Origin of the sequence: Campylobacter sp. CFSAN093233, assembly GCF_011068165.1 — a bacterium.
Taxonomy (GTDB): Bacteria; Campylobacterota; Campylobacteria; order Campylobacterales; family Campylobacteraceae; genus Campylobacter_D; species Campylobacter_D jejuni.
The window spans coordinates 193,871-218,750 of record NZ_JAAMWY010000006.1 but is presented as its reverse complement, the minus strand read 5'-3'; the positions used below and the strand labels follow the sequence as shown (position 1 = coordinate 218,750).

General features: G+C 30.6%; 24 protein-coding genes and 2 pseudogenes. 20 read left to right on the top strand and 6 right to left on the bottom strand.

What is annotated here, in order from left to right:
* Positions 1-53: 53 nt before the first annotated feature.
* Positions 54-344, bottom strand: a complete 291-nt coding sequence (locus FBF15_RS05580; RefSeq protein WP_002855280.1) for a metal-sensing transcriptional repressor — start codon at positions 342-344, stop codon at positions 54-56.
* Between the two features lie 126 nt (positions 345-470).
* Between FBF15_RS05580 and FBF15_RS05575 the strand changes: the two genes are divergently transcribed.
* From FBF15_RS05575 to FBF15_RS05525, 11 genes and pseudogenes are all read left to right on the top strand, one after another.
* Positions 471-1,805 carry a S41 family peptidase gene (locus FBF15_RS05575; protein WP_002868056.1) on the top strand — a complete coding sequence of 445 codons (1,335 nt, stop codon included), beginning with the start codon at positions 471-473 and terminating at the stop codon, positions 1,803-1,805.
* A 1-nt stretch (position 1,806) separates the two neighbouring features.
* Complete coding sequence (gene purC, locus FBF15_RS05570) at positions 1,807-2,517, top strand: phosphoribosylaminoimidazolesuccinocarboxamide synthase (protein WP_002858572.1); 711 nt, start codon at positions 1,807-1,809, stop codon at positions 2,515-2,517.
* A gap of 8 nt (positions 2,518-2,525) precedes the next feature.
* Positions 2,526-2,771 (top strand): phosphoribosylformylglycinamidine synthase subunit PurS, encoded by a 246-nt coding sequence (gene purS / locus FBF15_RS05565; RefSeq protein WP_002857003.1) that lies wholly within the window; start codon positions 2,526-2,528, stop codon positions 2,769-2,771.
* A gap of 1 nt (position 2,772) precedes the next feature.
* Positions 2,773-3,445, top strand: a pseudogene (gene purQ, locus FBF15_RS05560) (phosphoribosylformylglycinamidine synthase I).
* Complete coding sequence (locus tag FBF15_RS05555) at positions 3,417-4,613, top strand: SH3 domain-containing protein (protein WP_165434599.1); 1,197 nt, start codon at positions 3,417-3,419, stop codon at positions 4,611-4,613. The pseudogene purQ and the gene FBF15_RS05555 overlap by 29 nt, the downstream one beginning before the upstream one ends.
* On the top strand, positions 4,594-5,286 hold the full coding sequence (locus FBF15_RS05550; RefSeq protein ID WP_002872634.1) for a lysophospholipid acyltransferase family protein: 693 nt from the start codon (positions 4,594-4,596) through the stop codon (positions 5,284-5,286). Before FBF15_RS05555 ends, FBF15_RS05550 begins: the two co-directional genes overlap by 20 nt.
* Positions 5,280-5,648 (top strand): fluoride efflux transporter CrcB, encoded by a 369-nt coding sequence (crcB, locus tag FBF15_RS05545; RefSeq protein WP_002872635.1) that lies wholly within the window; start codon positions 5,280-5,282, stop codon positions 5,646-5,648. Before FBF15_RS05550 ends, crcB begins: the two co-directional genes overlap by 7 nt.
* Positions 5,649-5,720: 72 nt before the next feature.
* Positions 5,721-7,547, top strand: a complete 1,827-nt coding sequence (htpG, locus tag FBF15_RS05540; RefSeq protein WP_002854987.1) for a molecular chaperone HtpG — start codon at positions 5,721-5,723, stop codon at positions 7,545-7,547.
* Positions 7,544-7,861: a rhodanese-like domain-containing protein gene (locus FBF15_RS05535; RefSeq protein ID WP_038816969.1), complete on the top strand. Its 318-nt coding sequence runs from the start codon at positions 7,544-7,546 to the stop codon at positions 7,859-7,861. The genes htpG and FBF15_RS05535 overlap by 4 nt, the downstream gene beginning before the upstream one ends.
* The gene (locus tag FBF15_RS05530; RefSeq protein WP_002858595.1) at positions 7,861-8,295 is read left to right on the top strand and encodes a hypothetical protein; all 435 of its coding nucleotides are present in this window, start codon (positions 7,861-7,863) and stop codon (positions 8,293-8,295) included. Before FBF15_RS05535 ends, FBF15_RS05530 begins: the two co-directional genes overlap by 1 nt.
* A gap of 54 nt (positions 8,296-8,349) precedes the next feature.
* A pseudogene (locus FBF15_RS05525) lies at positions 8,350-10,069 on the top strand (Na/Pi cotransporter family protein).
* A gap of 14 nt (positions 10,070-10,083) precedes the next feature.
* Here FBF15_RS05525 and FBF15_RS05520 read toward each other — a convergent pair.
* The 5 genes from FBF15_RS05520 to mltG form a co-directional block, all read right to left on the bottom strand.
* Positions 10,084-11,874, bottom strand: coding sequence for a penicillin-binding protein 2 (locus FBF15_RS05520; protein WP_002867674.1), 1,791 nt, complete (start codon positions 11,872-11,874; stop codon positions 10,084-10,086).
* A gap of 6 nt (positions 11,875-11,880) precedes the next feature.
* Positions 11,881-12,177: a flagellar hook-basal body complex protein FliE gene (gene fliE, locus FBF15_RS05515; protein WP_002856884.1), complete on the bottom strand. Its 297-nt coding sequence runs from the start codon at positions 12,175-12,177 to the stop codon at positions 11,881-11,883.
* A gap of 6 nt (positions 12,178-12,183) precedes the next feature.
* Complete coding sequence (gene flgC, locus FBF15_RS05510; protein ID WP_002855235.1) at positions 12,184-12,678, bottom strand: flagellar basal body rod protein FlgC; 495 nt, start codon at positions 12,676-12,678, stop codon at positions 12,184-12,186.
* Positions 12,679-12,687: 9 nt separating this feature from the next.
* Positions 12,688-13,119 (bottom strand): flagellar basal body rod protein FlgB, encoded by a 432-nt coding sequence (gene flgB / locus FBF15_RS05505; RefSeq protein WP_038816971.1) that lies wholly within the window; start codon positions 13,117-13,119, stop codon positions 12,688-12,690.
* 80 nt (positions 13,120-13,199) lie between these two features.
* Positions 13,200-14,201: an endolytic transglycosylase MltG gene (mltG, locus tag FBF15_RS05500; protein ID WP_002859067.1), complete on the bottom strand. Its 1,002-nt coding sequence runs from the start codon at positions 14,199-14,201 to the stop codon at positions 13,200-13,202.
* Between mltG and FBF15_RS05495 the strand changes: the two genes are divergently transcribed.
* The 9 genes from FBF15_RS05495 (at position 14,116) to FBF15_RS05455 (ending at position 24,807) form a co-directional block, all read left to right on the top strand.
* Positions 14,116-16,686, top strand: a complete 2,571-nt coding sequence (locus tag FBF15_RS05495; RefSeq protein WP_052773624.1) for a DUF3971 domain-containing protein — start codon at positions 14,116-14,118, stop codon at positions 16,684-16,686. The genes mltG and FBF15_RS05495 overlap by 86 nt on opposite strands.
* 116 nt (positions 16,687-16,802) lie before the next feature.
* A complete protein-coding gene (locus FBF15_RS05490; protein WP_038816596.1) occupies positions 16,803-19,007 on the top strand; it encodes an NADP-dependent isocitrate dehydrogenase in 2,205 nt (734 codons plus the stop codon).
* Positions 19,004-19,906, top strand: coding sequence for a malate dehydrogenase (locus tag FBF15_RS05485; protein WP_002872643.1), 903 nt, complete (start codon positions 19,004-19,006; stop codon positions 19,904-19,906). Before FBF15_RS05490 ends, FBF15_RS05485 begins: the two co-directional genes overlap by 4 nt.
* Positions 19,907-21,070 (top strand): ADP-forming succinate--CoA ligase subunit beta, encoded by a 1,164-nt coding sequence (gene sucC, locus FBF15_RS05480; RefSeq protein ID WP_002872644.1) that lies wholly within the window; start codon positions 19,907-19,909, stop codon positions 21,068-21,070. It begins immediately after the preceding gene.
* A gap of 9 nt (positions 21,071-21,079) precedes the next feature.
* A complete protein-coding gene (gene sucD, locus FBF15_RS05475; protein ID WP_002855278.1) occupies positions 21,080-21,949 on the top strand; it encodes a succinate--CoA ligase subunit alpha in 870 nt (289 codons plus the stop codon).
* A 13-nt stretch (positions 21,950-21,962) separates the two neighbouring features.
* The gene (locus FBF15_RS05470) at positions 21,963-22,274 is read left to right on the top strand and encodes a 4Fe-4S binding protein (RefSeq protein ID WP_002854819.1); all 312 of its coding nucleotides are present in this window, start codon (positions 21,963-21,965) and stop codon (positions 22,272-22,274) included.
* Positions 22,275-22,282: 8 nt separating this feature from the next.
* On the top strand, positions 22,283-23,407 hold the full coding sequence (locus tag FBF15_RS05465; protein ID WP_002858560.1) for a 2-oxoglutarate synthase subunit alpha: 1,125 nt from the start codon (positions 22,283-22,285) through the stop codon (positions 23,405-23,407).
* Positions 23,408-24,253, top strand: a complete 846-nt coding sequence (locus FBF15_RS05460; protein ID WP_002854895.1) for a 2-oxoglutarate ferredoxin oxidoreductase subunit beta — start codon at positions 23,408-23,410, stop codon at positions 24,251-24,253. It begins immediately after the preceding gene.
* The gene (locus FBF15_RS05455) at positions 24,250-24,807 is read left to right on the top strand and encodes a 2-oxoacid:acceptor oxidoreductase family protein (RefSeq protein WP_002864641.1); all 558 of its coding nucleotides are present in this window, start codon (positions 24,250-24,252) and stop codon (positions 24,805-24,807) included. Before FBF15_RS05460 ends, FBF15_RS05455 begins: the two co-directional genes overlap by 4 nt.
* The last annotated feature ends 73 nt before the right edge of the window (positions 24,808-24,880 follow it).

The window sequence follows — 24,880 nt, the reverse complement described above, 5'->3', positions numbered from 1 at the left end:
CAAGTTAATTGAGTAAAATTTTTTAAATAATAGGACAAATAACTAATTTTAGATTATTTCATAAACATATCTATAGCCTTGTTTAATTCTTCTATACTTTGAATATCATTTTCTTCTACAGCATGTACCATACAATGAGCTAAATGTTCTTTTAAAACTACTTTTGCAGTATTGTTAACTTCGGCTTTTACAGCAGCAAGCTGGATTAAAATTTCACTACAGTCTTTGTCATTTTCAACCATTCTTTTAATAGCGCTTAAATGCCCTATGGTTCTACTTAGACGATTGCAAACTGCTTTAAGATGTTTTTGAGAATGTGTATGAGTATGTTTTTCTTGGCACATTGCATTAACTTTCTTTTTGGAATTTTTAGTCTATTTTAACATATTTTTAAGAATTTAAATTTATTTACGAAGTTTTAAGCAATTTTTATTAAAATTTACTCTTTAAACTAATTAAACTAAAACTCAATGATGGAGCTTATTTTGAAAACAAAACGATTTTTTGCGGGTCTTGCAGGCTTTGCTACTACTTTCATTTTATGTCTATTTTTAACAAGTCATTTACAAGCTAAAGTTGATCAAAAAGAAGAGCAGGTTCAAAAACGCCTAGAAGCTTTAGATAAGCTTACAAAAACTCTTGCTATAGTAGAGCAATACTATGTGGATGATCAAAATATCAGCGATTTGGTGGATAAATCTTTATCAGGGCTTTTAAGCAATCTTGATGCGCATTCTTCTTTTTTAAATGAAAAAGATTTTAATGATATGAAAATTCAAACTAATGGTGAATTTGGCGGCCTTGGTATAACCGTAGGTATGAAAGATGGTGCTTTAACAGTTGTTTCTCCTATAGAAGGAACACCAGCAGATAAAGCAGGGATAAAATCAGGAGATATTATTTTAAAAATTAATGATGAAGCCACTTTGGGAATTAATCTCAATGATGCTGTAGATAAAATGCGTGGTAAGCCAAAAACTCAAATCACTTTAACCATCTTTAGAAAAGGTGCAACAAAACCTTTTGATGTTACACTTACAAGAGAAATTATTAAGATAGAAAGTGTTTATGCAAAAATGATAGAAAATGAAAACATTCTTTATCTTAGAGTTACAAATTTTGATAAAAATGTTGTAGATGTGGCAAGTAAAGAACTTAAAAAATATCCTAATGTTAGAGGGGTTATTTTAGATCTTAGAAATAATCCTGGTGGACTTTTAAATCAAGCCATAGGACTTGTAAATTTATTTGTAGATAAAGGTGTTATTGTTTCTCAAAAAGGACGCATCGCAAGTGAAAATCAAGAATATAAAGCCGATCCTAAAAACAAAATTTCTAATGCTTCTTTGGTTGTGCTTGTAAATGGTGGAAGTGCTAGTGCAAGTGAAATCGTAAGTGGAGCTTTACAAGATCTTAAACGCGGTGTTATTGTGGGTGAAAATACTTTTGGAAAAGGTAGTGTTCAGCAAATCATACCTATTAATAAAACTGAAGCTTTAAGGCTTACTATTGCAAGATATTATCTTCCAAGCGGGCGTACTATTCAAGCAGTGGGTGTAAAACCTGATATTGAAGTTTTTCCAGGTAAAGTAAATACTCAAGAAGATGGTTTTTCTATAAAAGAAAGCGACTTAAAACAACATTTAGAAAGTGAGCTTGAAAAAATAGATAAAAATAAAAAAGAAGATAAACAAGAAAATAAAGACAATAAAAATCTAATCAGTCAAAAACAAATCAATGATGACGCACAGTTAAAATCAGCTATTGATACTATTAAAATTTTAAATATCAAACAAGGACAATAAAATGACAAAAAAAGAAATGCTTTATGAAGGAAAAGGTAAAAAACTTTTCAAAACTGATGATGAAAATTTACTAATTAGTGAGTTTAAAGATGATTTAACTGCTTTTAATGCAGAAAAAAGAGGCAATGAAAGTGGAAAAGGTGCATTAAACTGTAAAATCAGTACTGAAATTTTTCATTTGCTTGAAAAAAATGGGATTAAAACCCATTTGGTAGAAATTATAAGCGATACAGAACAAGTGGTTAAAAAATGTAAAATTGTTCCTATTGAAGTTATAGTACGCAATGTTGCAACAGGTTCTCTTACAAAAAGACTGGGCATTAAAGATGGCACTGTGCTACCTTTTGCTTTGGTGGAATTTTGTCTTAAAGATGATGCCTTAGGCGATCCTTTTATCAATGATGAGCATTGTTTGATTTTAAATTTAGTGCAAAATGAAGCTCAAATTAGTGAAATTAAAAATATGGCTAGGAAAATCAACTCTATTTTAACTCCATTTTTTGACAATAAGAATTTAAGGTTGATTGACTTTAAAATCGAACTGGGTTTAACTAAAGATAATGAGCTTGTTTTAGCTGATGAAATAAGCCCTGATAGTTGTAGATTCTGGGATAAATTTAGTAATGAAAAATTAGATAAAGATAGATTTCGTCAAGATCTAGGTAATGTAAAAATGGCTTATGAAGAAGTTTTAAAAAGAATATTAAATTAAGGAAAAATATGGAAGTTATTGTAAATATTTCTTTAAAAAATGGGGTTTTAGATCCACAAGGTAAAGCGGTGGAAAAAGCTTTGCATTCTTTAAATTTTAATAGTGTTAAAGAAGTAAAAATAGCAAAACAAATCAAAATTTCTCTTGATGAGAAAGATGAAAAATTAGCCAAAGAACAAGTAAAAAAAATGTGTGAAGAGTTGTTGGTAAATAGCGTCATTGAAGATTATGAGCTTGTAATTGAGAAAGAGTAAAATGAAAGTTGCTATTATTAGATTTCCGGGGACAAATTGTGAAATTGATACAGCTTATGCCTTTGAAAAACTTGGAGTAAAAACGCAGATTGTTTGGCATGAAGAAAAAGAATTTGATGCAGATTTAGTTGTTTTACCAGGAGGATTTTCTTATGGAGATTATCTAAGATGCGCAGCTATTGCAAAACTTGCTCCTGCTATGCAAGGTGTTTTTAATCATGCAAAAAAAGGAGGATATATCTTAGGTATTTGTAATGGTTTTCAAATTTTACTTGAAAGTGGTCTTTTAAAAGGTGCAATGAAGCATAACAACAATCTTAGCTTTATCTCAAAAAACCAAAGTTTAAGAGTGGTTTCTAATGATAATGCCTTTTTGAAAAATTTCAAAAAAGATGAAATTATTAGTTTACCAATTGCCCATGGAGAGGGAAATTATTACGCTGATGAGACTACTTTAAAAGAATTGCAAGATAAAGATCTTATTATTCTAAAATACGAGCCAAATCCAAATGGTTCTGTATTTGATATCGCAGGAATTTGTGATGAAAACAAAAAAATCTTTGGACTTATGCCCCATCCTGAGCGTGCTTGTGAAAAAGTTCTAGGTAATGATGTAGGTTTAAAAATGCTTAAAGGCTTTTTATCTTGAAAATTTTATTAACTTTAATTTTTAGCATTGTTGTATTGTTTGCCAGGGGTGAAATTTCTGTATTTAGCGGCCAAGATGAAAATATGCAAAAAGAATTACAAAAATTACCCCAAGAAGAACAAAAAATTTATCAAAATATTCCGCCAAGTGATGAAAACAATGACTTTGAAAGCAATGTAGATGATCCTTTTGTAGCCAAAGGGAGTTTGGTTCTTACAAATGATGAATATCCAAGTAGAGTATATGTTGGAGAAGTTTTTCCTATTACGATCTATGCTCGCACTACGGAAAATACAAAATTTGATTTTAACATAAGCGTAGAAAAAACTAATTTATCTTTTTTAAATCCAGATGCAAAATGGGAATTTATCAACAATGAATATAAAACAACTTTATGGTTTGAAGCCAAAAATTCAAATGCTAGTTTGAGTAAAATTTCTATCAAACTTCTTAGAAATAATGAAGCTTTTCAAGAGGCTGATATCAATCTTAATCCTATCAAATTTGAAAATACTTTATCCAATAAGGATTTTTCACACCTTGTGGCAAGTTCTTTGGAAATTAAAAAAGTTAAAGCGAGTTATTTTGATGATGCTAATATCATTATGATGGTAGAACTAAACGCAACCAATACAAATCTTAAAAGCTTTTTTATAGAAGGAATTCAAAAGCAAGGTATTGAAAATTTAAAAGGAGACTTTAATGCTTCTAGTGCTTTTTATTATGCTATTTTGCCATTAAGTAAAACAAATTTTGAATTTTCGTATTTCAATAAGAACAGTAAAAAGCTTGAAAATATAAAATTAAAATTAAAAATTAGTGACGATGAGATTAGTACTCAGAGTGATTTAAATCCTGTAAATAAAGACTTAAATATTTATAAACAATATGCTTTGTGGTTTTTAGCGGTTTTATTTGGAGTTTTATTTGTATGGAGAAAAAATTACATTATTCTGGCTTTGGCAGTTGTTTGTTTTGCGCTTAGTTTTCTTGTAGATACCAATACTCAAAATGCAATTATCAAGGCTGGTTCTAGGGCTAAAATTTTACCTACAGAGCCTTCAACTTATTTTTATACGGCAAATGCAGATGAAAAAGTAGAAGTTTTGGGCAAAAGACAAAATTATATTAAAGTACTGTTTTCTGATGGAAAAATAGGTTGGGTTAATAAAGATGATTTACAAAAAAATTAAAGCTCTTTATTTTTGGATTTTTTTTGTTTTAAGTGTTGCTTTGGTGATTTTTTGTTTTTGCTTTACAAAATCTCAAAACACACTTTGGAAAATCCGCAAAATTTGGGCTAAATTTCAAAGATATACTATCTCTTATAAACAAGAAATCATTGGTACTTTTAATCCGCAAGCTCAGATGATTTTAATGAATCATCAAAGTGCTTTAGATATCATCGCTTTAGAAGAATTATATCCTAAAAATTTATGCTGGATTGCCAAAAAAGAATTAGGAGAAATTCCTATTTTCAAAGTTGCTATGAAAAAACCAAAACTTCTTTGTATAGATAGAAAAAATCCACGTGATTTGGTACGAGTTTTAAAAGAAGCAAAAGAAAGAATTAGTGAAGATAGGGTTTTGGCTATTTTTCCAGAAGGAACTAGATCTAAAAATGAAAAAATGCTTAAATTTCAAAGTGGAGCAAAAATTTTAAGTGAAAAATTAAATCTTAAAGTTCAACCTATTTTAATTGTGGATTCTGCAAAAATTTTAGACACAAAAAGTTTTAGCGCAAGCAGCGGAGTACTTAAAATCATTTGTATGGATTTAGTCGATACAAATGATGAAAAATGGCTTGAAAACACCAGAAAAAAAATGCAAGAATTACTCGATCAAGAAAGAGTCAAGCTTTGCTAAATACTCTTCTAGTAGTTGGTTTTGGGGGATTTATAGGAGCAATCTTAAGAATGCTTTCTATAAATTTAGTGAATAAATTTTTTCCTTATTCTATCAGTTTTGGAACTCTTTTTGTAAATGTTTTGGGTTCTTTTATCATAGGACTTTTGTTTTCTTATGCACAAAATAAAGGTTTATCTCCTTTGCTTAAAAGCTTTATAAGTACAGGTTTTTTAGGAGCTTTTACAACTTTTTCTACTTTTTCTTATCAAAATTTACTTCTTTTGCAAAGTGGAAATTATTTTAATTTTGCGTTAAATATCATCTTAAATGTCTTTCTTTGCTTATTTGCCGCATGGCTTGGCTTTTTAATTTTCAAATAAATCTTTAAATTTACTTTAGAATTTGTATTTTTTGCTAAAATACCACTTTAAAAAATTACAAAGGAAATTAAAATGCAATTTCAAACCGAAGTCAATCAGCTTTTACAGCTTATGATACATTCTTTATATTCTAATAAAGAAATTTTTTTAAGAGAGCTTATTTCAAATGCAAGCGATGCTTTAGACAAACTTAATTTTTTAAGCGTAAGTGATGATAAATATAAAAGCTTAAAATTCGAACCTAAAATTGAAATCAAAATTGACAAAGATAAAAAAACTTTAAGCATTAGTGATAATGGTATAGGTATGGATAAAGATGATCTTATTAACAACCTTGGAACCATAGCAAAAAGCGGTACTAAAAGTTTTTTAGAAAATTTAAGTGGTGATGCTAAAAAAGATTCTCAACTCATAGGACAATTTGGAGTAGGTTTTTATTCTGCTTTTATGGTGGCTAGTAAAATCGAAGTTTTAAGCAAAAAAGCTTTAGATGATAAAGCTTATCTTTGGAGTTCTGATGCAAATGGTTATGAGATTAATGACGCAAACAAAGAAGAACAAGGAACAAGCATTACTTTATACTTAAAAGATGATGAGTTTGCTAATACTTATAAAATCGAAAGCATTATAGAAAAATATTCTAATCATATTCAATTTCCAATTTTCATGGAAAAAGAAGAATTTACTCCTGCTAAAGAAGGAGAAGAAGAAGGAAAAACTGAACTTAAAATTTCTCAAATCAATAAAGCCAATGCTTTATGGAGAATGCAAAAATCAAGCCTTAAAGCAGAAGATTATGAAAGATTTTATGAGCAAAATTTTCATGATTCAAACAAACCTTTACTTTATCTTCACACTAAAAGTGAAGGAAAATTAGAATATAATTCTTTATTTTTCATACCGCAAAACGCACCTTTTGATTTATTCCGTGTGGATTATCAAAGTGGCTTAAAACTTTATGTAAAACGCGTATTTATCAGCGATGACGATAAAGAACTTTTACCAACTTATTTGCGTTTTGTGCGGGGGATTATCGATGTAGAAGATTTACCACTTAATGTAAGTCGTGAAATTTTACAAGAAAATCAAATTTTAAAAGGTGTTAAAGAAGCTAGCGTTAAAAAGATTTTAGGTGAACTTGAAAAACTTAAAAACAATGATAAAGAAAAATACTTATCTTTCTTTAAAACCTTTGGTAAGGTATTAAAAGAAGGACTTTATGGTTTTGGCGGAGAAAAAGACAGTCTTTTAAAACTCATGCTTTATAAAAGTACCAAAGGTGAAAATTTACGCTCTTTAGAAGAGTATAAAAATGACCTTCAAGGCGAGCAAAAGGAAATTTTTTATATAGCAGGAAATAATGAAAGTTTATTAAGAACCTCTCCTTTGCTTGAAGAGTATAAACAAAAAAATATAGAAGTTTTACTCATGGATGATGAGATTGATTCTTTGGTAACTCCTATGCTAGAATTTGAAGGTTTAAAATTTGTAGCCATTAATCAAGTAGAAGATAAAAATGAACTAAGCGATGAAGAAAAAAATACTTTTGCTCCACTTGTAGCTAAATTTAAAGAACTTTTAAAAGATCAAGTTGAAGATGTAAGACTAACCAGTCGTTTAAAAGATAGTCCAAGTTGTATAGTTTATGATAAAAATAAACCTGATTTTGCTATGCAACAACTCTTAAAACAAATGGGTCAAGAACAAAATTTCAAACCTATTTTAGAAATCAATCCAAAACACGCTATTTTTACAGGTCTTAAAAACAACGAAAGTTTTAGTGCAGATATAGCAACCCTAGTTTTAAATATGGCAAAACTAAGCGAAGGTATGGGAGTGGATAATCCTGCTGAATTTAATGCAAGCCTTACAAAAATTATCAATAAGGCTTTTTCATGATAGAAAATATCCCTGCAAGTCTTTGGACAAAGCAAGATTTGAACGCATATCAAATTTTTGATGTGCGTACTCCTTTAGAATGGGAAGAAGGTATTTTATCTAATGCGCAATGTGTGGCTTTATATGATAATCAAGGGCTTTTAAATGCTAAATTTTTAGATGAATTTCAAAGCAAAAGAGATGAAAGTAAAAAACTTGCTTTTATTTGTCGTAGTGGCCATAGAAGCATGGTTGCAGCTGAATTTATAGCTGAAAAATTGGGACTTGAAAGCATCAATTTAGATGGCGGAATGCTAGCCCTTAAGGGTTATTAATGCTAGGAATTTATTTACTTATAGCAGCTTTGTCTTTTTTAGCTCTTTATTTTGCTGTTAAAAAGCTTACTTTAAATATAGATGAGCGAACTCTTTTAGAGCCTATTAAAATGGATATTTATCCAAAATTTTGTGATTTAATCGATGAAAAAATCAGAGAATTTAAAGAAAATATCCAAAATGCTAATTTAACATTAAAAAATTCTAATCAAAAAGATGAATTTTTAGAAAAACTTGGGGATTTAAGCAGAGAGTTGACTTTCATACAAACCATGAATTTGAGCAATAAAAACGATAGTATCTGGCAAAATGAACTTTTTTCTTTTTTAAAAGAATTAGAAAATTTATTGCTTGAGTATCTAGAAAAAGGCGAAGAAGAAGCTGAAAATTTAAGAGAATTTCTGATGGATGAATTTGAAAAACTAAAAGGTTAGGCATTGCAAGAAGAAGGAAATTCTTTAAAATATTTTAAATTTATTTCATGAAGTATTTTTACTTTAGTTCTGATTTTTATTTTAATTCGTTATGACGAGCTTGCTAATCTTTTAGCAGGAGTGGCAATATTTCTTTATTGGAATGACTAATTTAGGTATAGGTTTTAAAGTTTTTAGTGGTGATTTGCTTGAAAAAATTTTAGCGAAGTCAACCGATACAAAGATAAAAAGTATACTTTTTGGTACTTTAAGTACTTTAATTATGCAATCTTCAACTTTAGTTTCTATTATTACGATTTCTTTTTTGAGTGCAGGGCTTATTTCTTTGGGTGCGGGCATAGGGATTATTTTTGGAGCAAATTTAGGAAATACGGCAAGCTCTTGGCTGATTGTTGGTTTGACAAATATTAAAATTTCAATGCTAGCTATCCCACTTTTGATTATTGGAGTATTATTTTTCTTTCAAAAAGATAGTGTTTTAAAAGGTTTGGGTAATATTTTTATTGGTATAGGATTTTTCTTTTTGGGTGTGGATTATATTAAAAGTGGTTTTGAAAATTTTAAACATATAATTGATCTTTCTCGTTTTGATTTTGCTGGTTTTAAAGGAGTTTTTGTTTTTTTAGGATTAGGTGCTTTGCTTACAGGAGTTATACAATCAAGCACAGTTATAATGGCTATTATTGTCGCTGCTTTACTTGCAGGACAAATCAGTTTGGAAAATTCCTTAGCAGCAACTTTAGGTACTAGTGTTGGAGGAGTTGTAACGGCTGTTTTAGCTTCTTTAAGTACCAATATTGAAGGAAAGAAATTAGCGTTTGCAAGTTGTATTTTTAATTTTGGTATAGCTTTTTTAATAGTGCTTATTTTTCCTTATTTTATACATTTTCTTAATTTTTTATCCATTGTATTAAACATAGAAGATATAGCTTTGAAAGTAGCATTATTTCACACTTTGTTTAATTTAATTGGTGTTGTGCTTTTTTCATTCTTTACTCCTCAAATTGTTCTTTTTTTAAATAAGATAGTAAAAGCTCCTAAAGATAAGAATAAAGACAAGCCTTTATATCTTGATAGTAGTTTGGTTAAGTTTAGTGACACAGCCATCGAAGCTTTAAGGAAAGAAAGCGAGCATCTTTATAACAATACCTATGCAATTGTTGCTCATGCTATAGGTTTTAGTCGTAAAGATATACAAAGTGATAAAAGTTTTAAAGAAATTTTAGAAAATAAAAAGTGGTTTAGTAAAAATGTGGATTTGGACTATTTGTATCAAACTAGGATAAAGGTTCTTTTTGAAGCTATTATCGATTTTTCAACTAAAGCACAAGTTTATATTAACGATGAAACAAAGAATCATAAAATTTTTACCTTTAAGATGGCAGCTAAAAATTTAGCCGAAACAACTAAAAATTTAAAAATTATCCAAGCAAATATTAAGAAATATTCTAGTTCTTCTAATGAATTTTTGGCTTTAGAGTACAATAAAATTAGATCGAATTTAGGAGAGCTTTTAAGAAGTATCGAAGAGCTTAGAGTTGTTGAAGATCGTGAAAAGCTTTATTTGATTATTAAAAATCTTCAAAAAGGAAAAGAAATTTTAAAAGAAATCGATACTTTAACCTTGAGCAATGTTGAACATCTTATTTCAGTAAGAAAAATCACAACAGCTGAAGGAATTTCAATACTTAATGATACAACTTTTGCTGCTAAGATTGCTGAAGAACTTATAGGTGCTGTTGAGGTGATATTTTCTAAAGATATATCAAACTAGTTGTTTGTGCTAGTTTAGTTATTGTCTTGTATAGGCGTTAGAAATTCTTCATTGATTAAAATATCAACAACATCTTTAAACATAGGCAAAGCACTTTGTGCAGCATAATAACTATAAGGTTTAGTAGGATGTCTTACGAGAACTCCTATGGTATAGGCGTGATTTAAATCATTTGCAAAACCAAAAAAGGATGCATTGTAGCGATTTGAGGTGTAACCTTGTCTTTCGGCTATTCTTGCCGTTCCTGTTTTACCTCCTGCAATAATACCTTGTGTAATTGCCTTTTTTCCTGTTCCTTTTTCTATAACATTTATAAGAACATTTTGCATCGTTTTAGCGGCTTCGCTAGAAAGAATTTTTTCTTTTTTTACATCATCATCAAGATTTGTAAAGCGTCCATTTTGATAGAATTTTTCAGCTAAACGTGGTGTGATATAAAACCCATCATTGTTGAAAACATTATAAGCTGCAAGGAGTTGTATAAAGGTTGTTTTAAGTCCATAACCATAACTTAAAACAGATTTTTCTATATCTCTTAAGCGCTTAGGATTTGGAATTTCTCCTTTTTGTTCATAGGGTAGATCAATACCACTTTTTTCGCCAAATTTAAATATTTTAAGCCCTGATACGATTTCTATATTGTTAAGTCTTTTAGCAATTTGTATCATGCCTATATTTGAAGAATATCTTATAACTTCCTCCATAGTCATTTTGTCCATTTTGTGATCGTCTTTGATGGTGAAACGTCCTAGCTTGTAAGAACCGCCATAAGTATTAATCACTTCATCCATTTTTATTTTACCAAGTCTTAAGGCTGTTGTAAAGATAAAAGGTTTGATAACAGAACCTGCTTCATAGCCGTATTCTATAGCGCTTGCATTAAGAACTGATAGATCCTTTCCGCGATTTTGTGGGTCATAACGCCTTGAGCTTGCTAGAGCTAAAATTCTTCCTGTTTTACTTTCCATTACCCCAACGATGATTTCATTGGCTTTTAAATCCTCATTTCTTTGATCTATAGCTTTCTCTATACTTTTTTGCAGTTTTAAAGAAAGATTTAAATATAAATCACAACCATTGATCTTTTTTTGTTGTAGTGAATTTAGATTTAAAATAATATTTCCACCTATATCTTTAAGTCCTTGAATTTTTTCATTTTGAACAGGGCTTAGACATGCATCGTAGTATTTTTCTAAACCTTTAACTCCTATATTTTTTAAAATTCCACTTTCTGGATCTAATATCATTTTAGTATAACCGATAATAGGAGTAAAAGAATCTTTTGACATGTAAATTCTATCTTCTTCATGTTCGATGATATTTAATCCTCTTGTTTCAACTCTTCCTGAGTTATTTGTAAAAGCTTTGAAAAAACCTTGTATATAAAGTTTTTTAGCAAGATCTTTAAGGTAGCTTGCTTGCTTGGAGTCTAAGTTTTGTAAAAGAACAAAATTATAAGAGCGTTTTTTTTGATTTTGCATTCTTTTTTTAATATCTGCTACTTGATCGTTACTTATCCCACTATAAATTTGAAAAAGCTTTAAAAATAGATCAAATTTATCTTTGTTAATGCTTCTAAGATCAATTTCAGCACGATAAATTTGTTTAGAACTTGTGATAGTAAAATTATCTTTGGTTATAATCGATCCTCTTAGAGCAAGAGCGTATTGATCTTTTTCAGTGTTAGGTATATGACGTTTTGATGTAAGAAAAAAAGTAGAGCTGATAAAAATAATCATAAACAAAAGTGCCATGCAGTAGGCAAAGGCAACTTTTGAAACCCTATTTTTTTTATATTCTTGCATTAGGGTTTAAATTTGAGTTCTTGTGATTTCTTTATAAGCACTGATCGCTTTATTTCTTACTTCTAGCATAAATTTCATGCTGCTTTCAGCTTTAGTGATAGCTATAGCTGCTTGATGTAAATCTTTTACTTGTCCTGTGGCAATGTCTGTCATTGCAGCTTCTCCACTTTCTTGTGCTTTATTTAAATCATCGATTTCATTTTTAAGCATCTTGGCAAATTCATCACCAATTCCTGTGGAATTTTGACTTTTGTTGGTATTTGAAATATTATTATTTAATCTTAAATCATTAATATTGTTCATTTTTTATTATCCTCTTAATAAATCAATCGCACTTTGAGCTATAGTTTTTGCACTTGTAAAAGCACTTACATTGGCTTGATAAGCTCTTGTAGCTTCAATCAAATCTGCCATTTCAATAACAGGGTTTACATTTGGATACGCTACATAACCTTCAGCATTTGCATCAGGATGGCTTGGATCATACTTCATACGAAAATCTTTGTCATCTCTGACCACTTTATCCACTACAACACTTTGAATAGCAGGTTTAGCTTCTTCTGGCGAACTTGGATCATTTAAAGGATTTTCATATTTTAAAAAATTATTATCTTTGTTAATTTGCTCATTTAAAAGCTTATCAAAATCTGTTGCTTTAAAGATCACTTCGCGTCTTCTATAAGGCCCACCTTCAGCTGTTCTTGTAGTGTTTGCATTGGCTATATTAGAGCTAATAACATTCATTCTAAAACGTTGAGCACTTAAACCATAACCACTAATATCAAAATCACTTAAGTATGCCATAATTTACCTTTAACTTAATTTAGAGCTTGCATCAAGTATAGAACTAAAGATATTGCTCTGTCTTCTTAAAACTCCATCAAGAGCTGTTATCATAACTGTATTTTTACTCATTTCTGTAGTTTCTACATCTAGATCAACAGTATTTGCATCATTTCTTGCCAAATGACCATCTCTTAAGTAAATAGTAGATTTACCAGGATCAGGAAATTTCCAAGGTTTTTGATGCCCTTCTTCGGTTACTGCCAATTCTAATTCTTTTTTGTCATTTTTTTTGAAAATTTCATTTGCACGATTTACCAAAGCTGTTTCAAATTCAATATCTCTTGCTTTATAAAAAGGAGTATCAACATTTGCAAGATTGGCATTGATGAGTTGATTTCTTAGATTTCTACCCGCTAAAGCACCAGTGACTAGTTCTTTTGATTTAAATGGGTTAATCATTTTTTATCCTTTTTATAATTTTTAATATTAACAAGCAAATACTGTTCCAATTTAACTATTTTGTATAAAAATATCAAAAATTATTTTCCTTTTTGTAAATTTATGGCTTTATTGTGATCATCTATATTTGTGCTAAAAATATGAACTCCAGTATTTTTATCACGCACAAAATATAAATAATCTGTCTTTAAAGGAAAAATAGCTGCACGAATAGCAGCTAAAGAAACATTACAAACCGCTTCTTTAGGCAATCCTGTAAATTTATAGGTATTATAAGAGCTATTATCTTGTCTTATTCTTTGTGGGGTAACTTTTACATGGGAATAAATTCCATAATTTAAAGTTCCATCCATTTGAAGTTTCATACCTTTTTTAAGTCGATTGTAAATTACGCTTGCAACTATAGGCATTTCATTGTCATTAGCAGCTTCTTTTTGTATTACAGAAGCGATGATGATATATTGGTGCCATTTTTTTGGATTATAATCACCAAAAATTTTCTCAGAAGTTTTTTTATTGGAAATTTCAGCATGGTTTAAAAGCATTTGAATGAGTAGATTTTCTGTAATGCCTTTCGGGATTTTATAAGTTTCTGGTAAAAAAACTCCTTCATCATAAGGAGCTTGAGCTTGAAATTCTTTTAAAAGTATATCTTTATCAAGTCCAAGTTGTTTGGCTGCTTGTTCTAGAAAGATTACGCTTGTTTCTCCTGGGATAAGAGTAATGGTTTGAAGTGCTGCTTTAGCAATAGTGAGTTTATGTAGAAATTCAGCTCTATTTAAATCTTTTGTACCTATGTTGATCCAGCCTGATTGAGGGTGTCCTAAAAAAAATAAAATATATTTATCAATATTACTCATCTGATATTTATTTTGCTTTAAATATGTTATAATTTGAGAAATTGAACCTTGGGGAATAAATACCACAGAATTGCTTTTTAAAGGCTGAGTTAGATAATAAAAAATCCCCAAAATAAATATCAAAAAGAAGTTGCGTATGAAAAAGAAAATTTTATATATTGTTGTATTTTTTGTTGTGCTTATATTAGCTTTGTTTATAGTGCTTAAAAATGGAATTGTCATCTCTAGTATCCAATTTGATTTTTTAAAATTGGAACAATTATATATTAAATTAGATAAAAAATTAATTGTACGAGCAAAAAATATCACTATAAATGAGACTCAAAATTCCGAAATTTCATCACAAACCCACTCTTCTGATAATGCTTCAACAGAGATTTTAAAAATAACAAAAAATTTAAAATATCTATATACTTTTGTTAAAGAGATTGATATACAAAATTTAAATATAAAAGATAATCATGTGCGTATTTTATTTAAAGATAATGAATTTTTTATAGATAATGATTTGTTGTTTTTAAAATTAACATTACAGCGTCAAAATAAAGAACTTATAGCTGATATTAAAAAACTTTTATTAAAAGATTATGATTTAAATATTGATGGAAATTTAAGTATCAATACTAAGAGCGAGTTTTATTATTTTCAAGGTAGAGCAAGTGGAGAATTGCTTGACTTTAACGCAAGTATCTCTTATAAAAATAAAAATTTAGCTTATAAAATAGAAGATTTAAATATTAGAAATATTACGGAAATTTTTAAAAGAGTTAATAAAAGAATAGAACTTCCGCAGAGTTTAAATCTTTGGGTAGCATATAGGGCTAAGGGAGAATTTTATCATTTAGATTATTTGCAGGGCTTTATAGATTTTACTAAAGATAATTATTATTTAGACAATATTAGTGCATCAGGTTATGTTAATAATGTCAAAGTTCGCTTGGATGATAAAATGAATGCTATTGAAATTCCAAAACTCGATTTAAATTTAAACAAACAAAAGCTCGATTTTGTCTTTAATAAAGCTTTCTATAATGGTGCTGATTTAAGTTCTAGTAAGGTTTATCTATATGATTTGTTTGATGAAAAAAAAGTTGGGATTTATTTGCGCATTAAGTCTGATAATCTAAAATTTGACGAAAAACTTGCTAAAGCTTTAGAGGATTATCATTTTTCACTACCTTTTTATCAAAAAAGCGGAAAAATTAAAAGTGATTTGGAGCTTAAAATTGATTTTCATGATAAGGGTGAAATTTCTTATAGTGGTATTTTAGCTTTAGAGAATGCTAGTATTTCTTTGGCTGATTTTAATATTACAAAAGCATTTGTAAAATTAAATCAAAATGATTTAAATATAGAAAATGCCAGTGTTAAAAATGGCTTTTTAGAAGCTGATTTTAATGCTAAATTTGACTTACAAAAACAGCAAGGAAATTTCAATACTCAGATTTCAAGGCTTTATTTTGACAATGGAGAGCTTTTAGATTTAAAAAATCAAAATGTAGAAGTAAAATTAGATTATTCGCAAAATGTTAACATTAGCATTCCTCAGTGGAATTTGATTTTAAATTTTAAAGATGGACTTGAGGCTAATCTTAGTAATCCTAAGATTTTATTTTCATTTTCTCCATTGCTTAAAAAGTTTGGGTTTATCGATGCTAAAAATGTTTATTATAAAACTTTAAATTTTGAAGATTTTAATGCAAGCGTTAATGATGCTTATTTTAAAAATAATTTACTTATTAACGGTCAAACTCCTTATGAAAATGATAGCTTTGATATTGTAAAAAATAAGGGCATTATGGAAATTCATACTCAAAGTGATACAGCAAGTGCTAAAATAAGTTCTAATAATAAAGAAATTCATTTAAAAAATTTAAGTTATATTTATAGAAAAGGTTCCAACTCTTCAAATTCAACATTTGATATTTCTACTAATACCCAAAATATTAGTTTTGGTGGAGCAAATGTAGCTTTAATTTTGCCAGATTCTAATAAAACTTTGGCTTTTGATAGGGTAGAGGCTGATTTAAAAGGCAATGCTTTGGATCTTAAAGGTTCTAGAGGAAATGCAAAATTTGAACTTTATTATTCTTCTAATGATGTAAATTTAAACGTTAGCAATATTGATGATAATTATTTAAATGAGTTTTTACAAAAACAAGCTGTTCAAGATGGAGTGTTTAACTTAAGTATAAAAGGAAGTGGATTGGAGTATTTTGATGGACAGATCGATTTTAAAAACACTTATGTGAAGGATTTAAAAGGTGTAAATCAGCTTATTTCCTTTATTGATACTGTACCAAGTTTATTGATGTTTAAATCTCCAACTTTTAATCAAAAAGGTTTAAGCTTGTATGATGGAAAGATTATTTTTAATAGAAAAAAAGATCTTTTAAGTGTTTTGGCTATTAATTTAAATGGCGATAGTGTAGATATATATGGTTTAGGATCAGCAAATTTAAGATTAAATACAGTGGATTTTAGCTTAGAGCTTAAAACTTTAAAATCAGCTTCAGAAGCTATATCCAAGGTTCCAATTTTAAATTATGTAATTTTAGGTAAAAATCAAGAAATTAGCACAAACTTAAAAATAGATGGAAGTATAGATGACCCTAAATTTCATACCGAAATTTTAACAGATACCCTAAAAACCCCTTTTAATCTTATTAAAAATATCATACAACTTCCTGCTAATTTACTTAATTAAAAATATTTAAAGTTTGTTTGAAAACTAAAACAAACTTTAAACTTACTCTTGCATTTTTTTTTATTTGTAATATACTTAAAAATGAAAATAAAAATAAGTATTTTAAAGGACTAAAAATGCAAATTACTTATACCTTAACAGATGAGTCGCCAGCTCTTGCGACTTATTCGTTTTTGCCTATAGTGAAAGCTTTTTTAAGTAGGGCACATATAGGAGTAAAAACCTCGGATATTTCTTTATCTGGAAGGATTTTAGCTGCTTTTAGTGAGTATTTAAAAGAGGAGCAAAGATGTGAAGATGCTTTAGAACTTTTAGGTGAGCTTGTCAAAAGATCGGATGCAAATCTTATTAAAACCCCAAATATTTCAGCTTCTATTCCTCAGCTTAAGGCGGCGATTAAAGAATTGCAAGATAAGGGTTACATGTTACCAAATTACCCAGATGAGCCAAAAAATGATGAAGAATTGCAAATTAAAACAAAATATCAAAAAGTTTTAGGTTCAGCGGTTAATCCTGTATTAAGACAAGGAAATTCAGATCGTCGTTCAACAAAAGCGGTAAAAGATTATGCAAAAAACAATCCTTATCGTGTGGTTGAGTTTAATCCAAACTCAAAAACTCGTGTTTCTTACATGAAAGAAGGGGATTTTTTCTCTAATGAAAAAGCGGTTTTAATCGATCAAGATTGTGTGGCTAATATAGAATTTACAAGCGTTGATGGTAAAAAAGAAATTTTAAAAGAGGGCTTAAAACTTGAAAAAAATGAAATTTTAGACGCTACTTTTATGGATGTGCAAAAACTTCAGGAATTTTATGCAAAAGAAATTAAAGCAAGCAAAGATGATGATGTGCTTTTTTCTTTGCATTTAAAAGCTACAATGATGAAAGTAAGTGATCCTATACTTTTTGGTTATGCGGTAAAAGTATTTTTTAAAGAATTATTTATCGAATTTCAAGATGAATTTGAAAAATTAGGCATTAATCCAAATAATGGTTTAAGTGAGCTTTTAAGTAAGATCGAAAATTCAAGCAAAAAAGATGAAATTTTAAAAAAATACAATGAAATTTTAGCTAAATCTGCAGATATTTCTATGGTAAATTCAGATAAAGGCATTACAAATCTTCATGTTCCAAGCGATGTTATCGTTGATGCTTCTATGCCTGCAATGCTTAAAAATGGCGCAAGATTGTGGGATAAGGAAGGTAAGGAAAAGGACACAAATGCCGTAATTCCTGATCAAACTTACGCAACTATTTATGAGGCGGTTATTGAAGATTTGCATAAAAATGGTACTTTAAATCCTTCAAAACTTGGCAGTGTATCTAATGTAGGTTTAATGGCTAAAAAAGCTCAAGAATATGGATCGCACGATAAAACCTTTGTGGCTAAAGAAGAAGGAACTTTTAAAATAGTTTCTAACGGTAAAGTTTTATTAGAACATAAGGTTAGAAAAGGTGATATTTATAGAGCTAATCAGGCTAAATTTGATGCAGTGTTAAATTGGATTGATTTAGGTATAGAAAGATCAGAACTTAGTGGAGCCGAAGCTATTTTTTGGTTAGATAGCAAAAGAGCTAGTAATAAAATCATGATAACTTTGGTACAAAATCGTTTAAAAGAAAAGGGTAAAAATATAGCCATTTTAACTCCAAAAGAAGCTTGTTTAAGAAGTTTAGAGTTAATCCGAGAAGGTAAAGATGTTATTTCTATCACGGGTAATGTTTTAAGGGATTATTTAACCGATCTTTTTCCTATTTTAGAGCTTGGAACAAGTGCAAAAATGCTTTCTGTTGTGCCTATGTTAAAGGGTGGAGCTATGTTTGAAACAGGAGCAGGGGGTTCAGCACCTAAACAAGTAGAACAATTAGTCGAAGAAAATCATCTGCGTTGGGATAGTTTGGGTGAATTTTTGGCTTTGCAAGCAAGTTTGGAATTTTATGCAAATAAATGTAGCAATCATAAAGCTAAGGTTTTAGCAGAATGTCTTGATGAGGCTATAGGCGAATGGCTTGAAAATAATAAAGCTCCATCAAGAAAAGTTAAAGAAGATGATAATAGAACAAGTCATTTTTATTTAGCAATGTATTTTGCAAATCATTTAGCAAGACAGGCAAGTGATATGGAGCTTCAAAGCTTTTTTAAAGATATTGCCCTAGAGCTTTCTTCTAATGAAGAAAAAATCAGAGCCGAATTTAACGATGCACAAGGTGTGAAAGTGGATTTGGGTGGGTATTATAAATTTGATGATGAAAAAGCAAATAAAATCATGCGTCCAAGTGCAACTTTTAACGCTATTTTAGAAAAAATAGGACAAAGATGAAAATCACTGTTATAGGGGCTGGCAATGTAGGTTCAAGCGTAGCTTATGCTTTGATTTTAAGAGAAATAGCAAATGAAATTGTTTTAGTAGATATCAATGAGGATTTGCTTTATGCAAAAGAACTAGAACTTACTCAAAGTATAGCTGCTTTAAATTTAAATATAGATTTACTTTGCACTAAAGATTATACTCATACCAAAAATTCAGATATAGTGCTTTTTAGTGCAGGTTTTGCTAGAAAAGATGGGCAAAGTAGAGAAGAATTGCTTCAGTTAAATACAAGCATTATGCTTGATTGTGCTAAAAAAATTAAAGATTTTACAGAAGATCCGCTTTTTATTATTTTAACTAATCCTGTAGATTTTCTACTTAATACTCTTTATGAAAGCGGGATTTTTTCATCAAAGAAAATTATAGCCATGGCGGGAGTTTTAGACAATGCAAGATTTAAGTATGAGCTTGCCAAAAAACTTAATGTCAAAATGTCAAGCGTGGATACAAGACTTATTGGTTTTCATAATGATGATATGGTTTTGGTAAAATCTTACGCAAGTGTTAAAAATAAAAATATAAGCGAATTTTTAAATGAAGAAGAATTTGATGATTTGGAAAATGAAGTTAAAACAGGTGGAGCTAAAGTAATCAAACATCTTAAAACTTCAGCTTATTTAGCCCCTGCTAGTGCTTGTATAAGAATGCTTGAGTCTATAAGAAGTGGCGAGTTTTTACCTATGAGTGTGATTTTACATGGAGAATTTGGAGTGCAAAACAAAGCCTTGGGAGTTATGGCAAGATTAGGACTTGAAGGTGTGATTGAAATCATGAAAATGGATCTTAGTTTGCAAGAAAAAGACAAATTAGAAAAATCTTTAATCAAATATCAATATAAAGGAGAATAAATGAACATACATGAGTATCAAGCAAAAGCAATTTTTGCAGACAATGGTATCCCTACCTTAAAGGGAAAAGTTGCATTTAGCGTAGATGAAGCTGTGGCTAATGCTAAAGAATTAGGCGGTAGTGTTTGGGCAGTTAAAGCTCAAATTCACGCAGGAGGCCGTGGTCTTGGTGGTGGTGTTAAAATCGCTAAGAATTTAGATGAGGTAAAAGATTACGCAAGTAAAATTTTAGGAATGAATTTAGTAACTCATCAAACAGGACCTGAAGGTAAGCTCGTGCAAAAACTTTATATAGAAAGTGGCGCTAATATAGTAAAAGAGTATTATTTGGCTATTTTGTTTAATAGAATGGCAGAGCAAATTACCATTATCGCTTCAAGTGAAGGAGGGATGGATATAGAAAAAGTAGCCAAAGAAAGTCCTGAAAAAATTGCAAAAGTAGGCATTGATCCACAAATTGGTTTTAAAATGTTTCATGGACTTGAAGTAGCGAGAGTTTTAGGACTTGATAAAGATGAAGGCAAAAAACTCATTTCTATGATAGCTAAACTTTATAAGCTTTACATGGATAAAGATATGAATATGCTTGAAATCAATCCTTTAATTAAAACTACAGAAGGGGATTTTTATGCCCTTGATGCAAAATGCAGTTTTGATGATAGTGCGCTTTATCGTCATCCTGAAATTGCTGAACTTAGAGATATTACTGAAGAAAATCCTGCTGAAAGAGAAGCGGCTGAATTTGGCTTAAGCTATGTGAAATTAGATGGAGATGTAGCTTGCATGGTGAATGGTGCGGGTCTAGCAATGGCAACTATGGATATTATTAATTATAGTGGTGCAAAACCTGCAAATTTCTTAGATGTAGGTGGGGGAGCTTCTCCAGAAACTGTTGCAAAGGCTTTTGAAATCATTTTAAGAGATAAGAATGTAAAAGTTATATTTATCAATATCTTTGGTGGTATTGTTCGTTGTGATAGGATAGCAAATGGAATTTTAGAAGCTACTAAGAATGTTGAGGTAAATATTCCAATTGTAGTGCGTCTTGATGGCACTAACGCAGCAGAAGCAAAGACAATTTTAGATAATTCAAATCTTAAAAATATCAAAGCAGCAACCAATCTTAAAAACGGTGCAGAGCTTGTAAAAAGTTTAGTAGGATAAGGATAGAAAATGAGTATATTGGTTAATAAAAATACAAAAGTAATAGTTCAAGGTTTTACGGGTAAAGAAGCAACTTTTCACGCTGAGCAATGCATGGCTTATGGTACAAATATAGTTGGAGGTGTCACCCCTCATAAAGGTGGACAAACTCATTTAGGTAAACCAGTTTTTGATACCGTTGCAGATGCGGTTAAAGCAACAAAGGCTGATGTGAGCTTGATCTTTGTCCCTGCTTTTGCTGTGGGTGATAGCGTGATTGAAGCAGCTGATGCGGGTATTAAGCTTGCAGTTGTAATCACAGAACATACGCCTGTAAAAGATATGATGTTTGCTAAGCAATATGCCAATAAAAAGGGTATGAAAATCATTGGACCAAATTGTCCAGGTATTATCACTTCTGAAGAATGCAAATTAGGTATTATGCCAGGTTTTATTTTTAAAAAAGGTTGCGTGGGGCTTATTTCAAAAAGTGGAACTTTAACTTATGAAGCTGCTAATCAGGTAGTTCAAGGTGGTTATGGAATTTCTACTGCAGTAGGAATTGGTGGTGATCCTATCATAGGTCTTGCTTATAAAGAACTTTTAAGTGAATTCCAAAAAGATGATGAAACTAAAGCTATTGTAATGATAGGTGAAATTGGTGGTAGTTTGGAAGTGGAAGCGGCTAAATTTATTAAAGAAAATATTAGCAAACCTGTGGTAGCATTCATTGCAGGTGCAACTGCTCCTAAAGGCAAAAGAATGGGGCATGCAGGTGCCATAGTAGGAAGTGCTGATGAAAGCGCTGCAGCTAAAAAAGAAGCTTTAAAAAGCTATGGAATTCATGTGGTGGATTCTCCGGCTTTAATTGGTGAAGAAATTCAAAAAATATTAGGTTAATAAAGGAAAAAACATGAGTATGACAGCTCCAAAAGATACCCCTGTTTGGGTAGATGAGCATAGATGTAAAGCATGCAATATTTGTGTTAGCTATTGCCCCGCTGGGGTTTTAGCTATGCGCGATGATGTGCATGCGGTTTTAGGACAAATGATAGAGGTGGTACACCCTGAATCCTGTATAGGCTGTACCGAGTGTGAGACACATTGCCCTGATTTTGCTATTATGGTGGCAAAAAGAGATGAATTTAAATTTGCCAAACTTACTGCTGAGGCTAAAGATAGAGCTGTAGCCGTAAAAAATAACAAATACAAAAAATTAGCATAGGAAAAATAATGAGAGAAGTTATAGCAACAGGTAATGTTTTAATCGCCAAAGCTGCGATTGATTGTGGATGTAAATTTTTTGGAGGTTATCCTATTACTCCTAGTAGTGAGATAGCTCATGAATTAAGCCATATGCTTCCTGCAAATGATGGAACTTTTATACAAATGGAAGATGAAATTTCAGGTATTAGCGTGGCTATTGGTGCGGCAATGAGTGGAGTAAAATCCATGACTGCAAGTAGCGGTCCAGGAATTTCTTTAAAAGCAGAGCAAATAGGACTTGCATTTATTGCTGAAATTCCACTTGTGATTGTAAATGTTATGAGAGGTGGTCCTTCAACAGGTCTTCCAACTCGTGTAGCACAAGGAGATTTGTTTCAAGCTAAAGCACCAACTCATGGGGATTTTGCAAGTATTGCTATTGCTCCTGCAAGTCTTGAAGAAGCTTATACAGAAACCATTAGAGCGTTTAATTTAGCTGAAAAATATATGACTCCAGTATTTTTACTTATGGATGAAACTGTAGGGCACATGAATGGTAAAGCGGTTTTACCTGATTTAAAAGATATTAAAGTATATAACCGTAAAAAATTTGAAGGCGATAAAAAGGATTATAAACCTTATGCAGCAGGAGAAAATGAGCCTGCAACTTTAAATCCTTTCTTTACAGGTTATCGTTATCATGTTACAGGACTTCATCATGGAGATATAGGTTTTCCAACTGAAGATGGAGTTATAGTGAAAAAAAATATGGAAAGACTCATAGGTAAAATAAAAAACAATCAAGAAGATATTTGTACTTATGAAGAGTATATGCTTGATGATGCTGAATTTTTAATCATTGCTTATGGAAGCGTGAGTCGTTCAGCAAAAGAAGCTATACAAAGATTAAGAGAGCAAGGGATTAAAGTGGGGCTTTTCCGTCCGATTACTCTTTATCCAGTGGCTGAGAAAAAAATCGCTGAAGTTGTAAGCAAATTTAAAAAAGTAATGGTAAGCGAGCTTAATATGGGACAATATCTTGAAGAGATTGAAAGAGTAACTTCGCGTCGCGATTTTATTAGTTTGCACCGTGCAAATGGTCGTCCTATCACTCCAAGTGAAATTATTGCTAAGGTAAAGGAGAATATATAAATGGCTTTTAATTATGATGAATATCTAAGAGTAGATAAAATGCCTACTCAATGGTGTTGGGGATGTGGCGATGGTGTTGTTTTAAAATGTATTATCCGCGCGATAGAAAAACTTGGTTGGAATATGGATGATGTTTGTCTTGTTTCGGGTATAGGTTGTAGTGGCAGAATGAGTTCTTATGTAAATTGTAATACAGTTCATACAACTCATGGTAGAGCAATAGCTTATGCAACAGGCATTAAACTAGCCAATCCTAGTAAACATGTTATTGTAGTAAGCGGAGATGGGGATACTTTGGCAATTGGTGGAAATCATACTATACATGGTTGTCGCAGAAATATTGATTTAACTCATATTGTAATCAACAATTTTATTTATGGGCTTACTAATTCTCAAACTTCTCCAACTACTCCAAAAGGTTTTTATACAGTAACAGCTCAATTTGGAAATATTGACCCTAATTTTGATGCGTGTGAATTAACTAAAGCTGCAGGAGCTTCTTTTGTGGCAAGGGGTAATGTGATCGAAGCTAATAAGCTTGAAAATTTAATTTATAAGGCTTTAGCGCATAAGGGTTATAGTTTTGTAGATGTTTTTTCAAATTGTCATATCAATCTAGGCAGAAAAAACAAAATGGGCGAAGCTGTAGCTATGCTTGATTGGATTAAAAATCGCGTTGTGGATAAAGCTAAATTTGAAAGCATGGATTTTGAAGAAAGAAAAGATAAATTTCCAACAGGAATTTTACATGAAGATAATTCTCAGCCAGAATACTGCCACGCTTATGAAGAAGTACGTCGTGCAGCCAAAGAAAAAAGAATGGTGGATTTAGGAGCTTTAAAATGAAATATCAATTAAGATTTGGCGGTGAAGGCGGACAAGGTGTTATCACCGCAGGAGAAATTTTAGCAGAAGCAGCCATTAAAGAAGGTCGTCAAGCTTTTAAGGCTTCTACTTACACTTCACAAGTGCGTGGTGGCCCTACTAAGGTGGATATTATCATCGATGATAAAGAAATTTTATTTCCTTATGCTGTAGAAGGGGAAGTAGATTTTATGCTTTCGACTGCAGATAAGGGTTATAAAGGTTTTCGTGGGGGTGTAAAAGAAGGAGGTATTATAGTTGTAGAGCCAAATTTAGTACATCCTGAAAGTGAAGATTATAAAAAATGGCAAATTTTTGAAATCCCTATTATTACCATAGCTAAAGATGAGGTAGGAAATGTGGCTACTCAATCAGTTGTTGCACTTGCAATTGCTGCTTATATGAGTAAATGTATAGATTTAGATGTTTTAAAAGAAACTATGCTTCATATGGTTCCTGCAAAAACTCGTGATGCAAATGCTAAAGCTTTTGATCTGGGTGTAAAATACGCCACTCAAGCAAAACCACATTCATAATAAATTCCGCATCATGCGGAATTTAACTTCTAAAATTTTACACATTGCAAATAAAATTTAAATTTTAATTATT

What these genes read in the sequence shown, in the direction of transcription:
- FBF15_RS05485 (WP_002872643.1), top strand. Translation starts at nt 19,004, where the DNA reads ATGAAAATCACTGTTATAGGGGCTGGCAATGTAGGTTCAAGCGTAGCT.
- fliE (WP_002856884.1), bottom strand. Translation starts at nt 12,177, where the DNA reads ATGAACAATATTAATGATTTAAGATTAAATAATAATATTTCAAATACC.
- sucC (WP_002872644.1), top strand. Translation starts at nt 19,907, where the DNA reads ATGAACATACATGAGTATCAAGCAAAAGCAATTTTTGCAGACAATGGT.
- FBF15_RS05530 (WP_002858595.1), top strand. Translation starts at nt 7,861, where the DNA reads ATGCTAGGAATTTATTTACTTATAGCAGCTTTGTCTTTTTTAGCTCTT.
- FBF15_RS05575 (WP_002868056.1), top strand. Translation starts at nt 471, where the DNA reads ATGATGGAGCTTATTTTGAAAACAAAACGATTTTTTGCGGGTCTTGCA.
- FBF15_RS05460 (WP_002854895.1), top strand. Translation starts at nt 23,408, where the DNA reads ATGGCTTTTAATTATGATGAATATCTAAGAGTAGATAAAATGCCTACT.
- FBF15_RS05490 (WP_038816596.1), top strand. Translation starts at nt 16,803, where the DNA reads ATGCAAATTACTTATACCTTAACAGATGAGTCGCCAGCTCTTGCGACT.
- FBF15_RS05495 (WP_052773624.1), top strand. Translation starts at nt 14,116, where the DNA reads ATGAAAAAGAAAATTTTATATATTGTTGTATTTTTTGTTGTGCTTATA.
- FBF15_RS05455 (WP_002864641.1), top strand. Translation starts at nt 24,250, where the DNA reads ATGAAATATCAATTAAGATTTGGCGGTGAAGGCGGACAAGGTGTTATC.
- FBF15_RS05550 (WP_002872634.1), top strand. Translation starts at nt 4,594, where the DNA reads ATGATTTACAAAAAAATTAAAGCTCTTTATTTTTGGATTTTTTTTGTT.
- mltG (WP_002859067.1), bottom strand. Translation starts at nt 14,201, where the DNA reads ATGACAATTCCATTTTTAAGCACTATAAACAAAGCTAATATAAGCACA.
- FBF15_RS05580 (WP_002855280.1), bottom strand. Translation starts at nt 344, where the DNA reads ATGTGCCAAGAAAAACATACTCATACACATTCTCAAAAACATCTTAAA.
- FBF15_RS05535 (WP_038816969.1), top strand. Translation starts at nt 7,544, where the DNA reads ATGATAGAAAATATCCCTGCAAGTCTTTGGACAAAGCAAGATTTGAAC.
- purS (WP_002857003.1), top strand. Translation starts at nt 2,526, where the DNA reads ATGGAAGTTATTGTAAATATTTCTTTAAAAAATGGGGTTTTAGATCCA.
- sucD (WP_002855278.1), top strand. Translation starts at nt 21,080, where the DNA reads ATGAGTATATTGGTTAATAAAAATACAAAAGTAATAGTTCAAGGTTTT.
- purC (WP_002858572.1), top strand. Translation starts at nt 1,807, where the DNA reads ATGACAAAAAAAGAAATGCTTTATGAAGGAAAAGGTAAAAAACTTTTC.
- FBF15_RS05470 (WP_002854819.1), top strand. Translation starts at nt 21,963, where the DNA reads ATGAGTATGACAGCTCCAAAAGATACCCCTGTTTGGGTAGATGAGCAT.
- flgC (WP_002855235.1), bottom strand. Translation starts at nt 12,678, where the DNA reads ATGGCATACTTAAGTGATTTTGATATTAGTGGTTATGGTTTAAGTGCT.
- FBF15_RS05520 (WP_002867674.1), bottom strand. Translation starts at nt 11,874, where the DNA reads ATGCAAGAATATAAAAAAAATAGGGTTTCAAAAGTTGCCTTTGCCTAC.
- flgB (WP_038816971.1), bottom strand. Translation starts at nt 13,119, where the DNA reads ATGATTAACCCATTTAAATCAAAAGAACTAGTCACTGGTGCTTTAGCG.
- FBF15_RS05465 (WP_002858560.1), top strand. Translation starts at nt 22,283, where the DNA reads ATGAGAGAAGTTATAGCAACAGGTAATGTTTTAATCGCCAAAGCTGCG.
- htpG (WP_002854987.1), top strand. Translation starts at nt 5,721, where the DNA reads ATGCAATTTCAAACCGAAGTCAATCAGCTTTTACAGCTTATGATACAT.